Source organism: Nocardia niigatensis NBRC 100131 (genome assembly GCF_000308655.1).
In the GTDB taxonomy this organism is placed as follows: Bacteria; Actinomycetota; Actinomycetes; order Mycobacteriales; family Mycobacteriaceae; genus Nocardia; species Nocardia niigatensis.
This window is the reverse complement of sequence record NZ_BAGC01000114.1, coordinates 225251-238302: the sequence shown is the minus strand read 5'-3', so window position 1 is coordinate 238302 and position 13052 is coordinate 225251. Positions and strand designations below refer to the sequence as shown.

The window sequence follows — 13052 nt, the reverse complement described above, 5'->3', positions numbered from 1 at the left end:
CTCATCACACCTGTCGTCGATATCGAACCAGCGAACCAGAGAACCGAGATTACTCGGTTCATCCGGCTCGGATCGTGGATCGGCCGGCGACCGGGGCTGCTCAGCGGGTGATACGCGGGGTCCGGTATTCGGCGGCCGGCAGGTCGGCGAAGACATCGGGGAGGTCGGCGGTCACCCGGTCGGTGAACTCGGGAGTTCGCTTGTCCGAGAACGCGGCGACGCCCTCCCGGATGTCATCGCTGATGCCGCGGACGTTCACCGCGTGCGTCTCGATCTCGTGGGCCCGCATCGGGTGATCGAGTTGCCATGAGCGCCAGAGCATCTGCCGCGTGAGTGCGGCCGACACCGGTGCGGTGCGGGTAGCGATCCGCCGTGCGATCGCGTATGCCTCGTCGAGCAGGGTCTCCGGCGAGTGCACCGCGTGCACGAGTCCCTTGGCGCAGGCCTCCTCGGCCTCGATGAGCCGCCCGGTCATCATCCATTCGAGGGCCGTGGTCATGCCGACGATGCGCGGCAGGAACCAGCTCGAGCACGATTCCGGGACCAGCCCGATCGTCGTGAACACGAACCCCAACTTGGCCTTCGAACTGACCAGCCGGATATCGGCCGGCAGTGTGAAGGTGACCCCGCCCCCGACCGCCGCACCGTTGATCGCCACGATCACCGGGGTCAGCGAATCGTAGATGCGCAGCGCCACCCGTCCGCCACCGTCACGGCGGACCCCGCCCGGCGCGGTGATCGGATCGTCGAGGTCCGATTGCAGCCAGTCGGCGAAACTGTCGATCCCCGCGCTCAAATCGGCTCCCGCGCAGAACGCGCGGCCACTTCCGGTGATGACGACGACGCGAATGTCATCGTCGGTATCGCAGCGGTCGAGTGCGGCGATGATCTCGTCGGCCATCGCCTCGGTCAGCGCGTTGAGCTGCTGCGGCCGATTCAAGGTAATGGTGGCGACGTGATCGGCCACCTCGACAAGGATGTTCTCCACGGATTCCTCCTTCGGGCGAGCCGGCGATACCGGCTCGAAGCACGACCGCGGGTGCCGCGAAGGCTCAGGCTATCGAAATCGCCGTCGGTCGAGAACACCGAGCGACTCCGTCCGCGGCCGAGTCACCGGTCCAGGTCCGTGGGGTGCGCCTTCATCTGCTCGGCCGCGGAGGTGATGTTGCGGACCATGCCGCCGAAGATCACCGAGTGGAATGGGGCGATGGCGTGCCAGTAGAGGTGTCCGGCCAAGCCGTGCGGCTCGAACAGGGCGCGCTGGCGATAGTGGGCACCGCCCGAACTCGCCGGTGCGACCGACAATTCCAGCCAGGCGCGGCCGGGCACCCGCATTTCCGCGCGCAACAGGATCCGGCGGCCGCGCTCCAAACGCTCCACGCGCCACCAGTCCAGGGCGTCGCCTTCACGCAAGAGGTGCGGATGCCGGCGGCCCCGGCGCAGTCCCGCGCCGCCCATGAGCCGGTCGATCCAGCCCCGCAGCGCCCAGGCGGGCGGGAAGGAGTACCAGCCGTGGGCGCCGCCGATGGCCTCGAGCACCGACCACAGGGTGGCCGGGTCGGCGATCGTTTCCCTTTCCCGCACATCGCGATACACCGAACCGCCGGACCATTCCGGGTCGGTGGGCAGGGGATTCGACGGTGCGTCCGGCGGATTCGCATCCGACCAGCGGGTCGGGACGTCCAGCGTGCGGACCCGCTGCAACGCCAGCGCCACCGCGCGCCGATAGGGCGTGAGTCCGCCGGGTGGGTCCGGAATCAGCTCGGCGACACGGTGATCGGCGCACACCACGTCGTTGACCAGCGATTCCATCAGGGGCACGGCAATCGCGCGGGGAACCGGAGTCACCAGATTCACCCATTGTGCCGACAACCACGGGGTGAGCACCGGGACGGGCACGATCAAGCGATGCGGGAGCTCGGCGACCGCGGCGTAGCCACGCATCATGCCGAGATAGGTGAGCACGTCGGGTCCGCCGATATCCACGGCGTCGTTGACGCTGCCCGTCAATGTGGCTGCGGCCGTGAGGTAGTAGAGCACGTCGCGTACGGCGATGGGCTGGATGCGGTTGCGCACCCAGCGCGGGGTCACCATCACCGGCAGCCGTTCGGTGAGGTAGCGCAGCATTTCGAAACTGGCCGAACCGGATCCGATGATCACCGCCGCCCGTAACACCAGCGCGGGCGTGGCGGCCCGCAACAGGATCTCGCCGACCTCGGCACGCGAGGCCAGATGCCGCGACAGCACCTGACCGGGCGGTGTAATGCCGCCGAGGTAGACCATCCGGACCAGGCCCGCGCGGTCGGCCTCGGCGGCGATCACGCCCGCCGCCTCGCGATCCACATTCGCGAAATCGGCGCGGGTCAGCGAATGGACGAGATAGTAGAGCACCTGCTGTCCGTCCAAGGCGGCACGCACGTCCTCGGCGCGGGTGACATCGCCGCGCAGCACGGTCACCCGCTCGCGCCAGGGCACGTCGTCGAGCTTGCCCGGGTCACGCGCCATCACCTGCACCGTGTGCCCCGCCGCCAGCAACTCCGGTACCAGCCGGCCACCGATATAACCGGTGGCCCCGAACACCACACACCGCACCGTGCTCACTCCTTCCGATGGCGGACAGGCACAATCGAGACATGCCGCACCAACCGACACCAGTACCCGAGCAGACCGGCATGCCTGTCCGCGCGGTAGCCGAACGGCTCGGCATTCCGACTGCGACGCTGCGCAGCTGGAATCGGCGCTACGGCATCGGGCCCGCTCAGGACCGGCCCGGGCGCCACCGGCTCTACACCGAAGCCGATATCGCGCTGCTCGCCAGGATGATCGGTCTCATCCGTGCCGGATCCACGCCCGCCGGCGCGGCGGTGGTGGCCCGCGGGCCCGCACTCTCCTACGGTGACGAGGCAGCCCTGCTGGCAGCCGCGTTCGCGCTCGACACCGGTGTGGTCAGCGAACTGCTGGACAAGCATCTGCGCACCTACGGCGTGGTGGGCACCTGGGATCGGCTGTGCCGCAGCGCCTTCGCCGAGATCGTCGACCGGCAGCTCGGTGGTGAGGGCTGTGTGGACGTGGAGCATCTGCTGTCGTGGTGCATCATCGCGTCCCTGCATCGCACCGTGCCGCCCGTCCCCGCCGACGCGGCCATGCCGCTGATCCTCGCGTGTACCGGGGGCGAAACCCATTCGCTGCCACTGGAGGTGCTGCGCGCCGCGCTCGCCGAGCGTGGAGTGGGCGCGCGCATGCTCGGCCCGGATGTCCCGACCGCGGCCCTGATCGACACGCTCGCGCGTCTTCCAGCTCCCGCCGCGGTCGTGCTGTGGTCGCAGCAGGAGGAGACCGCGCTCAGCTCGGCGGTGCGGGCCTGCGTCGATGCCGGGGCGCACGTCTTCGTCGGTGGTCCAGGCTGGGACACCCTCATCCTGCCCGAGCATGCGCAGCGGCTCTCGAGTCTCGTCGAGGCGGTCGAGCGGTTGCTGCACCCCGACTCGGAGTGAAAGTGCTCGAGCCGAAGCGACTTTCGGTGCGGGAAGGGTGTCGTGACGCACCGGGAGCGGGTCAGGCCAGCGCATCCACCGCCTCCTCCAGCGAGTGCAGCCGCCGCGGACCGGCCTCGCCGGGAATATCGGCCCAGCCCGGTCCGGCGAGGAACACAGGGCCGTGCCAGGTTTCGGCGACGCGAATGGATTCCGGCGCGGCGGTATAGGGCGACTGCGACCACAGGACCACCGCGGCGGTACCTCCGAGCAGCGACAGCGCACGCGCGAGCGCGTCCGGCGGGACGGACGCGCCGAGCAGCAGTGTGGCCCGGCCGTGTTCGGCCAAGGCGGCACGCAGGACCTCCAGGGGAAGGACATGCTGTTCGCCCGGTGTGCACGCCAGCACGATCTCCGGCTCCACTCCGGTGTCGGCAGGCGCCGGAACCCCACGGTGCAGGCTCGTCGTCACCGCCCACGACAGCAGATGCTCGACATCGACGTACCCCTCGCCACGGCGCTGGTGCTCGACGATGTCGGCGAAAGCGGGACGGCACAGCAGATTCCAGGTGGCGCTCACGCCATGATGACCGAGGTGCGCCGCGAGCAGGCTCAAAAGCCGGGCGGGGTCCAGCGACTCGGCGGCGGCGAGCACGGGCGCGACATCGCCGACGGGCGGTGCGGGCGTGCGCACCACACGAGCTGCCCGGGCCGCGCTCGCCGGGCTCGCGCCCATCCGGATCAGCTCGACCATGCGGGTCACCACCGCGAGGTCGGCTCGGGTGTAGTAGCGGTGGGTGCCGGGCCGATGCCCCTGCGGGCCGATGCCGTAACGCTGGTTCCAGCTGCGCAAGGTGGTGACCGGAATCCCCAGCCTGCGCGCGACCGCGCCCACGCTGAACTCGGTCGCCGTGGGCGGTTCGGCACCGCCGGACGGCTCGATCACGGCCGTACGGTGGCCGGCATCGCCGGGCTCATCGGGCCACTTTCGCCGGGCTGCTCGGTGGGGCTGTGTCGCGGTGGCTCATGACCAGGTGCACCACATCGAGGTAGCCCGATCGGAAGCCGGCCTCGGAGTAGGCCAGGTACAGCCGCCACATGCGCTGGAAGACCTCGTCGAAGCCCAGCGCGTCGATGGTCTCGGTGGCCGCGCTGAAGCGGTCCAGCCATAGTCGCAGGGTGTGCGCGTAATGGGGTCCCAGCGCCCGCCGCCGGCTGACCTGGAGGCCGGTGTGCGCCGAGGCCAGTTGTGCGAGAAGGGTTTCCGAGGGCAAAAAGCCACCCGGGAAGATGTATTCCTGAATCCAGGTGTGGGTGCGCCGGGTGGCTCGCATGCGGTCGTGCGGCATGGTGATGACCTGCAGGGCGATCTGTCCGCCGGGTGCGAGCACCCGTTCCAGGGTGGCGAGATAGTCGGGCAGGTACTCGTATCCGACCGCCTCGATCATCTCGACCGAGACGACGGCGTCGTAGTGCCCGCCGGCGCGGCGGTAGTCGAGCAGCTCGACCGTCACCTGTCCGGTGACCCCGGCCTCGGCTATCCGGCGCCGGGCCAGGCATTGTTGTTCGGACGAGAGGGTGAGCGATCGGACCGTCGCCCCCCGCTGCGCCGCCCGGATCGCCAGTTCGCCCCAGCCGGTACCGATTTCGAGCACCGAGCTGCCCGGTCCCACACCGGCGTCGTCGAGCAGCCGATCGATTTTGCGGTGGTGCGCCGCGGCGAGATCCTCCCAGGCCGGCGCCGGTTCCAGCCGTTCGAACACTGCCGACGAGTAGGTCATGGTCTCGTCCAGGAAGGTGGCGAAGAAATCATTGGACAGGTCGTAGTGGTGGGCGGCGTTGCGGCGGGCCCCGCTGGGGGTAGCCCGGGTGTCCCGCGGGTGCCGGGGCAGCAGCAGCGAACGGAAGGCGCGCAGCGGTGCGGGGACCAGGTCGCGCACGTCCGCGGCCAGCACGGTGAGCACCCCCGGCAGATCGGGTGCGCTCCAGTCGCCGGCCATGTACGCCTCGCCGAACCCGATGAGCCCGGAGACAGCGATCCGCCGTGCGAAGGCGTCGGGATCGTGCAGGATCAGCAGGGGCGCGCTCGGGTCGTCGACCGCGCCGCCGAAGCGCACACCCCCGGGCAGTTCCACCCGCAACCGAAGACGTTGCGCCGCATGCCGGAACAGCGCCATCGTCACCGGCGCGCCCAGGTCGGACCGCACCCCGGCGGGCACCGAAGGTGGTGCGAGCCGGGGCGCACCCGGGGCGGTAGCGGCGGTGACGTCCGCCGCGAACGAAGTGTGAGTCACGAGAGGACCTCCTGCAGGAAAACGGGGGTTCGGGGGAAAATCGGCAGTCCGCGAGCCCACAGTCGCAGGCCTTGCAGGCGGATCAGGGCGGAGATGCGCAGGGTTTCCAGCGGATGGGCGACCAGGACGCTCGTCAGGGTGCGCCGGTCCGCGACGAGCACCCGCCCGCGCACCGAGGCCGCGAACAGGGGCCTGCCCTCCGGGCTCTCCAGCGCTATCGCCACTCGCAGCCGGTCCTCCGGAACCGGGGCCCGCAGCAGATAGCGGCCCGCCACCGGATTGAACGGGGAGACGTAGAACTGTTTGGCGACAACGGCTTCCGCATCCGGCGGCAGCAGGTAGCGATGACGTCCGCCGTAGGTGTTGTGCACCTCGGCGACCACGCAGCGCAAGGAACCGGAGTCGTCGTGGCACCAGTAGACGGTGAGCGGATTGAACACATATCCCAGCACGCGGGCGTTGGTCAGCATGAGAATCCGCCCCGCACCCAGTTCGATTCCCGCGTCTGCCAGATAGGCCGCGACGTTCTCGCGCAGGCCGGCGCCGGGGTCACCGACGTGATCAGGGGCGCGGATGTCCGCGAACCAGCGCCACGGCCACGGCAGCACGGGCAGGTCGTCCAGATCGACCAGCCAGCTGTAGCTGCGATAGGCGAAGCGGTGACGCACCGGCTCGAGGCGAGTGTGCCGAATGACGGTGCGCACCAGTCGCGCTCGGGTCACGACGACTCCCGCACGGTGGCCGCGAGCCGGTCGGGCAGCCCGTGCCAGCGGCCGCCGATCCGTTCCGCGGCGCGCAACCCGGACAGCGCGCCGTCCTCGTGGAATCCCCAGCCGTGGTAGGCCCCGGCGAAAGCCACTGTTTGATCACCGATTTCGGACAGACGCCGGCGCGCCCGCACGGATTCGGGGGTGTACTGGGGATGCGCGTAGCGCATGGTCGCGAGCACTGTGCCCGGTTGCACCCGATCCTCGTCGCCGAGGGTGACGAGGAACCGGCGGCCGGTGTCGGGCAGCCGTTGCAGCCGGGTCAGGTCGTAGCTGACCAGGACCCGATCGGGCGCGGCGGTGCAGTGCGGCAGGCGGTAGTTCCACGACGCCCGGGCGCCGGATCGCCGGGGCAGCACCGCGTCGTCGGTGTGCAGCACGGCCCGGTTGCTGGAATAGGGCAGCGCGCCCAGGATCTGGGACTCGGTGACGGTCGGTGAATCCAGCAGGCGCAGTGCTTGATCCGGGTGGGTGGCGATGACCGCGGCGTCGAAGAACTCGACCTCGTCCGCCTCGTCACGCACGGCGACCGTGCGCGCGCCCCGGTGTACCGCACGCACCGGCACCTCGGTACGGACGTCGTGCAGGCGGTCGGCGACGGCCCTGACATAGGTCGCGGAGCCGCCGGTGACGGTACGCCAGGTGGGTGAGCCGAACACGGTGAGCATGCCGTGGTGTTCCAGGAAGGTGAACAGATAGTGGGCCGGATAGCGCAGCGCCAGCCGCGGCGGGCAGGACCATACCGCCGCCACCAGCGGCACCAGGAAATGCGCTGTGAAATACGGTGTGAAGGCGGCGTCGGCCAGGAACTCCCCGAGCGTGCGCAGATCGTCGGTGTCGGTGGCCAGCTCGGCGCGCGCCAGCCGGTGGAAGCGGGTGATCTCGCCGAGCAGTCGCAGATACGCTCCGCGCAGCAGTGTCCCGGGCGTCGGGAACAGCCCGCGGGGGCCTTTCGCACCCGCGAATTCCAGCCCGCAGCCGTCGCAGCGGACCGACATCGACATGTCGGAATCCTGTGTGCGGATGCCGAGTTCGTCGAACAGCCGCAGCAGCGTAGGGTACGTGCGGTCGTTGTGCACGATGAACCCCGAGTCCACCCCGAGCGGTTCGCCCGTGCCGTCGGCGCTCGCGCTCACCTCATGGGTGTGGGCGTGGCCGCCCAGTCGTGAATCCGCCTCGTACAGCACCACATCGCAGTCGCGCGCGAGCACCCAGGCCGCTGTGAGGCCGGATACCCCGCTGCCGATGACCGCCACGCGGCGGGAAGCTCCGGTCAACGCACGCACAGCGGCTCGATTCCGTCGAAGCCGTCGCTGACCGGTGAGGTCAGCAACAGGCAGGCGTCCATGCCCGCCGCGTCGATCCCCGCACGGATCGCGGACCACTGCCCGGCGTCGGGCGCGGGCTCGCGCGACAACACGAATCCGGCGGTGCGGGCGGGGTCTACGACGAGGGCCCAGCGGTAATCGGGGTCCAGCGCGGTGACCACATGGTCGGTCGCCGGAGCGGATTCGCCGCGGAAGGTCACCGCGAATTGGGCATTGGTGTCGGAATCGGTGATACGCGCGAAGCCGGTGATGTCGTCGCGGGTGCCGAGCCAGGTGGTGCAGGAGTTGTGGACGGTGTGCATGTTTCCTCCGCCAGTCGGAGTGAGCCGGACGGTTGTTCCCGTCTTGGACTCCCGACGCTACCATGAAAGCGATGCAAAAACGATGCATCGCGTCGATTCGCAATATCCGCGAGAGAGGTGACCCGACGGCATGAGCAAACCGTCCGCCCCTGTCTTCGATCGACTCCTGGACCGCACGGTCGTGCTCGGCTACAGCCGCCCGGGCTACCGGCTCCGCAGTCGGCACTGGCAGCCACTGCCCGGCGGCGCGCTCCGCGACCGCACCGCCCTGATCACCGGCGCGAACTCCGGCATCGGCCTGGCCATCGCGACCGGATTGGCGCGACTCGGCGCGCGAGTCACCCTGGTGGTGCGTGATCGCGCGCGCGGTGCGGCGGCCGCGGCGCGAATCGCCGACGCGGTACCCGGCGCCGTGCCGCGAATCGAGCACTGTGACATCTCGGATCTGGCCGGTGTGCGCGAATTCGCTGCCGGTATCGCCGAGCGGATCGACCGCATCGACGTCCTCGTCCACAATGCGGGAACGCTGCCGGCGGTTCGCACGGAAAGCCCGCAGGGCCACGAACTGTGCGTGGCGACCCACGTGCTCGGACCGCTGCTGGCGACCGAGTCGCTGGCGCCGCTGCTGGCGCGTGCGCCCGCCCCGCGCGTGATCCTGATGTCATCCGGTGGCATGTACACCCAGGCGTTGCACCCCGAGGACTTCGAGTACCGCGCGAGCCCCTATCGCGGCGCGACGGCCTACGCGCGCTCCAAGCGCATGCAGGTCGCCTTGACGCCCATCCTCGCCGATCGCTATGCGCCCCAGGGAATCTCGGTGCACTGCATGCATCCCGGCTGGGTCGACACCCCGGGAATCGCGGCGGCGCTGCCGCGCTTCCGGGGGCTGACCGGCCCGCTGCTGCGCACGCCGGCGCAGGGTGCGGACACCGCGATCTGGCTGGCCGCCACCGACGTGCCGTCCGGCCGGCTGTGGCACGATCGGCGGGCCCGGCCGGCGCACTACCTGCCGTGCACCCAGGAGTCGGCGGCCGACCGGGAACGACTCTGGCAATACTGCGCCGCGGCGACGGGACTGACCGCGCGGTGAATCATGGTCACATACCGTTGAATTCGACGATCGGGGGCGGATAGTCGGCGGCGGGCACACCCGCTCGCCACGGCCGGTGGATCTCCGCGCCCGGCAGGTGCGCCAGCTCGGGCACCCAGCGCCGGGCGTAGTCGCCGTCCGGATCGAACCGTTCGGCCTGGCGCAGGGGATTGAGCACCCGGCTGGATCGGGTGTCGGTACCCGTGCCCGCCATCCACTGCCAGTTGAGCCGGTTGTTGGCGACATCGCCGTCCACCAGCCAGTGCTCGAAATGCCGTGCGCCGACCCGCCAGTCCACCCGTAGCGTCTTGACCAGGAAACTCGCGGCGATCAACCGGGACCGGCCCGGCATCACGCCCTGCGCCAGCAGCTGGCGCAGGCCCGCGTCGACCAGGGGATAGCCGGTGCGCCCGGTGATCCAGGCGTCCACCGCGTGCGGATCCGCGCGCCAGGGTTCGGCGGCGGGCCGGTAATCCGACTCCGCGATCTCGGGCCGGTCCGCCAGGACCTGGTGATAGAAGTCCCGCCAGGCCAGCTGCCGGATGAACGCCAGGCCGCCGGTGTCGGACGCGTCCGTGCGCGACACCACCTCCGCGGCGGACAGGCAACCGAAGTGCAGGTAGGGCGACAGTCCCGAGGTGCCGTCCGCGGCGGGCACGTCCTTGGTGTCCGCGTAGCCGGTCACCGGTCCGGAGAGCCAGTGCTCCAGCAGTTTTCGCCCGGTCGTCTCGCCGCCGACACTCAGCTCCGGCGAACCGGGCCCGGCGCTCAGCTCGGCGGCGTCGGGCAGGGTCACGCTACGCAGGCGCGGGACCGAGAGGGTGGCGGGTGCGGGGAGCGGTGATCGCATCGGCGTCTCGAGCCAGCGCCGGAAATACGGGGTGAACACCGCGTAGTGCCCGCGCCCGGTGTCGGGCCGGATGCCGTGGGGATCCACCGCGGTGATCGAGGCCGCGTGCACGAGCAGTCGGCAGCCCGTCCGCGAAAGTCGTTCCCGCAGTCGGCCTTCCCGGACGCGGCTGTAGCCGGTGACATCGCCCGCGACATGGACGGTGTGCGCCCCCAGCTCCCGGGCGACCCGTTCGACCTCGTCCGCCACGCGGCCGTGTCGCAGGATCAGCCGCCCGCCGCGGGCGCGCAGCGCGTCGTCGAGTTCGTGCAGCGCGGCGATGAGGAACCGCAGCCGGTTCGGGGCTTCGCGCACCTTGGCCAGCAGATCGACGTCGAGTACGAACAGCGGGACGACCGCCGTGGCCTCCCGGCACGCCGCGCTCAGCGCCGGATTGTCGTGTACGCGCAGATCCCTGGTGAACAGCACGATGGAGACAGTCATACCGACAGCCTATACACTTATCGATGCGCAATCGATGCAACTTGCGGACCGGCGCCGGTGCAGGGTCTGAGCCGCCCACCGGCGTCCAGCGGTCTGCCGGCCCCACCCTGCACGCGGGAGGGAGATCCCGCAGGGGCCGGCAGACCGTTTCTCGGCACTCAGTGGTGGCCCGGGCAGTCGGCGGTCGGCCCACAGGCCGGGAGGGCGGTGGCAGTGCCGGGGGAGCCGACGGTGAGTGCGGTCGCCGCGGGTTGCCTGGGCCGGTCGAGACGGGTGCCGAGCCAGCCGAACGCCTTCGGGTACATGGCCCGCCAGGTGTGCCAGTTGTGGCCGCCGTCATCGGCGATGAGCGGCGGAGCGACCCGGGTCGGGGCCTTGGCGGCGGCGCGGAGGGCCTCGGCATTGGCGGGGGTGCTGGACGGATCGTTGCGGCTGGTCGCCACCATGAGTGCGACCCGGGATCCGGTGGCGGCCAGGCGAATCGGATCGGTCAGCCGCCGCAGGGTGCGACTGGGGACGATGGCCGGGTCGCCGTGGAAATCATCCGGACTGAACGCCAATCCGGTCGCGAAGTCGCCCGGGTACTGCAGCGGCAGCGTGGTGGCGCAGTAGCCGCCGGTGGAGTCCCCGGCCATGGCCCACGCCGCGGGATCGTGCAGCGCCCGGAAATGACCGAGAACGAGGGTGCGCACGTCCTGCGCCAGCCAGGTCGCGGTTTGCGGGCCGTGCGGAATGTTGGTGCAGTCGGTATTGCCGCCCGGATCTACGCGTGGCATGACCAGAATGGCCGGTGGCAGTTGGCCTTTGGTCATCATGTCGGCGAGTTCGGTGGTGGCGTGCCCGCCCTTGATCCAGGCCTGGGGCGTGCCGGGGACGCCGTGCAACAGCATGATGACCGGGAAACGGTCGCCGCTGTAGTCGGACTGGTCGTATTGCGGTGGCGTCCAGACCAATACCTGTCCCCGCAGGTGTGATTGCGGGCCATGGAAATCGGTAGCGGTGAGCCCGTCGCCGAGGTCCTCGAAATCGGCCGTCCCGGGCCCGCCGGGGGAGTTGTCGGCGGTGGCCGGTTCGCCCAGCAGGTCGTGCCATGAGCCGTACAGCGCGAAGTCGTCGTTGATCCAGAGGCCCAGCACCGCAACGGCGGTGGCCTGGCACATCCCGATCATGAACAGCCGCGTGAGCAGTCGCACCGGCCGCGGTCCCCGCACGGAATTCCAGGCCACCACGGTGATCGCCACGGTCGCGACCGCCAGGGCGATCACGGCATAGAAGAGGTAGTCGCTGGTGAGACTGATCAGGTCGTGCGGCACGGGTTCGGAGGCTACCGGATCGATGCTCAGTGCAATAGTTGCCATGTGCATGACTTGCGGTGGTCGTCCGTTGCGGTGCCGCGGCGAGGGCGAGGGCCGCGGTGCCGAAAAGTTACTCGATTCCGATCCACAGCGCCGGCGACAGAATGGATTCCAGGCCGTCGCGAACCTCGAACCAAGTAATGCGACGATGAACAGCTAATGGCGGGCAATGTCAATCGAATGGCGCCTCCGCGCATTCGGAGGGTAGTGGTTGCCCCGGAACCCGTCGCGTGACCACGGGTTTGCCGGGCGCATATGGAAATCGGCATTTTGTCACGATCTGGCCGGGCCTGCCGCTTAAGCTGTTCACGCCGTCCGACAAATGCTCGAAGCGGAGAAGCTTTCAGTCCAGGAGGTGCGGAATGCGGGAAGCCAGTCGTTGGTGCCTTTCACGTCCACTTTTAATTGCTGGCATTTTGCCGGTTGCCGTCATCCTCGGCACCGGAGTCGCCGCGGCATCGCCGGATGGCACCGCACCCCCACCTCCCACGCTACCGACCCCGGCGGACTGGCTATCTCTCAGTAGATTTCCGCTGACGCAGGATCCGCTCGCGCTGCCGGCCGAACTCACGTCACTCGGCCAGTCGCTGCTCGGCATCGCACCCGCGGTCGATACGGGCCGCGGTGACGGAGCTGCCGACTCGGCGAATCGGGATCCGAATCCGCTCGCGGCCGACAGCTGGACCGGAGCTCAGCCGGTGGACACGCCCACGCCGGTCATCGACCAGCAGCCGGTCGAGACGTTCTGCGGGTACATCCCGGCGGATGCCCAGCGATGCAGTGTCACCGTCGTCGACGCGGGCGTCGGCGCCGCTATCGGCGCGGGCATCGGCGCGGGATTGTCCGCGCCTCTGGCGATCGGCGCCGGGCTGGCCGGCGCCGCGGCCGGCTTTGTCGTCGGAATCCCGTTCCTGCCGACCGGTCTGGTAGTCGGCCCGCTGCTCGGCGCGGCCGTCGGCGTCGCCGTCGTCGCCGGACCCGCGGCCCTGCTCGGCGGTGCGGTCGGGGCGGCGGTCGGGGCGATAGTGGGTCTCACTACGCCTCTCACTCCGGTGGGCGGCCCCATCGATGATGGAGCCGCGGCACCCGTCACCGCGCCGTAACGGGCGC

General features: G+C 70.0%; 12 protein-coding genes. 3 read left to right on the top strand and 9 right to left on the bottom strand.

The annotated features are described in order from the left end of the window. Window positions 1-100 precede the first annotated feature (100 nt). Entirely contained in the window at window positions 101-988 is an 888-nt protein-coding gene (locus ON33_RS37610; RefSeq protein WP_040863907.1) for an enoyl-CoA hydratase-related protein, read from the bottom strand. Between the two features lie 122 nt (window positions 989-1110). Further along, window positions 1111-2592, bottom strand: a complete 1482-nt coding sequence (locus ON33_RS37605) for an SDR family oxidoreductase (protein ID WP_040863994.1) — start codon at window positions 2590-2592, stop codon at window positions 1111-1113. A gap of 41 nt (window positions 2593-2633) precedes the next feature. Between ON33_RS37605 and ON33_RS37600 the strand changes: the two genes are divergently transcribed. Then, a complete protein-coding gene (locus ON33_RS37600) occupies window positions 2634-3494 on the top strand; it encodes a MerR family transcriptional regulator (RefSeq protein WP_040863906.1) in 861 nt (286 codons plus the stop codon). A 61-nt stretch (window positions 3495-3555) separates the two neighbouring features. Here the strand turns inward: ON33_RS37600 and ON33_RS37595 are convergent, their stop codons facing one another. The 5 genes from ON33_RS37595 to ON33_RS37575 are packed head-to-tail and all read right to left on the bottom strand — an operon-like array spanning window position 3556 to window position 8164. Continuing rightward, window positions 3556-4419 (bottom strand): MerR family transcriptional regulator, encoded by an 864-nt coding sequence (locus ON33_RS37595; RefSeq protein ID WP_245551214.1) that lies wholly within the window; start codon window positions 4417-4419, stop codon window positions 3556-3558. 28 nt (window positions 4420-4447) lie between these two features. Next, complete coding sequence (locus tag ON33_RS37590) at window positions 4448-5767, bottom strand: SAM-dependent methyltransferase (protein WP_245551212.1); 1320 nt, start codon at window positions 5765-5767, stop codon at window positions 4448-4450. Further along, window positions 5764-6489: a DUF1365 domain-containing protein gene (locus ON33_RS37585; RefSeq protein WP_040863905.1), complete on the bottom strand. Its 726-nt coding sequence runs from the start codon at window positions 6487-6489 to the stop codon at window positions 5764-5766. The genes ON33_RS37590 and ON33_RS37585 overlap by 4 nt, the downstream gene beginning before the upstream one ends. Beyond that, complete coding sequence (locus ON33_RS37580) at window positions 6486-7820, bottom strand: NAD(P)/FAD-dependent oxidoreductase (protein WP_444543771.1); 1335 nt, start codon at window positions 7818-7820, stop codon at window positions 6486-6488. Before ON33_RS37580 ends, ON33_RS37585 begins: the two co-directional genes overlap by 4 nt. After that, window positions 7808-8164 (bottom strand): lipocalin family protein, encoded by a 357-nt coding sequence (locus ON33_RS37575; protein ID WP_051153455.1) that lies wholly within the window; start codon window positions 8162-8164, stop codon window positions 7808-7810. Before ON33_RS37575 ends, ON33_RS37580 begins: the two co-directional genes overlap by 13 nt. Window positions 8165-8294: 130 nt before the next feature. Between ON33_RS37575 and ON33_RS37570 the strand changes: the two genes are divergently transcribed. After that, entirely contained in the window at window positions 8295-9254 is a 960-nt protein-coding gene (locus ON33_RS37570; RefSeq protein WP_040863904.1) for an SDR family NAD(P)-dependent oxidoreductase, read from the top strand. A 7-nt stretch (window positions 9255-9261) separates the two neighbouring features. Here ON33_RS37570 and ON33_RS37565 read toward each other — a convergent pair whose 3' ends face one another. Together ON33_RS37565 and ON33_RS37560 are read right to left on the bottom strand one after the other, a co-directional pair. Then, complete coding sequence (locus tag ON33_RS37565) at window positions 9262-10587, bottom strand: cryptochrome/photolyase family protein (RefSeq protein ID WP_040863903.1); 1326 nt, start codon at window positions 10585-10587, stop codon at window positions 9262-9264. 158 nt (window positions 10588-10745) lie between these two features. Continuing rightward, on the bottom strand, window positions 10746-11945 hold the full coding sequence (locus ON33_RS37560) for an alpha/beta hydrolase (protein ID WP_157184946.1): 1200 nt from the start codon (window positions 11943-11945) through the stop codon (window positions 10746-10748). 413 nt (window positions 11946-12358) lie between these two features. On the opposite strand from ON33_RS37560, the gene ON33_RS37555 reads away from it, so the two are divergent. Continuing rightward, window positions 12359-13045 (top strand): hypothetical protein, encoded by a 687-nt coding sequence (locus ON33_RS37555; RefSeq protein ID WP_040863902.1) that lies wholly within the window; start codon window positions 12359-12361, stop codon window positions 13043-13045. Window positions 13046-13052: the final 7 nt, after the last annotated feature.

Bases quoted from the DNA above. Each gene is read 5' to 3' on its own strand.
- ON33_RS37560 (WP_157184946.1), bottom strand. From the start codon at position 11,945: ATGGCAACTATTGCACTGAGCATCGATCCGGTAGCCTCCGAACCCGTG.
- ON33_RS37565 (WP_040863903.1), bottom strand. From the start codon at position 10,587: ATGACTGTCTCCATCGTGCTGTTCACCAGGGATCTGCGCGTACACGAC.
- ON33_RS37600 (WP_040863906.1), top strand. From the start codon at position 2,634: ATGCCGCACCAACCGACACCAGTACCCGAGCAGACCGGCATGCCTGTC.
- ON33_RS37575 (WP_051153455.1), bottom strand. From the start codon at position 8,164: ATGCACACCGTCCACAACTCCTGCACCACCTGGCTCGGCACCCGCGAC.
- ON33_RS37570 (WP_040863904.1), top strand. From the start codon at position 8,295: ATGAGCAAACCGTCCGCCCCTGTCTTCGATCGACTCCTGGACCGCACG.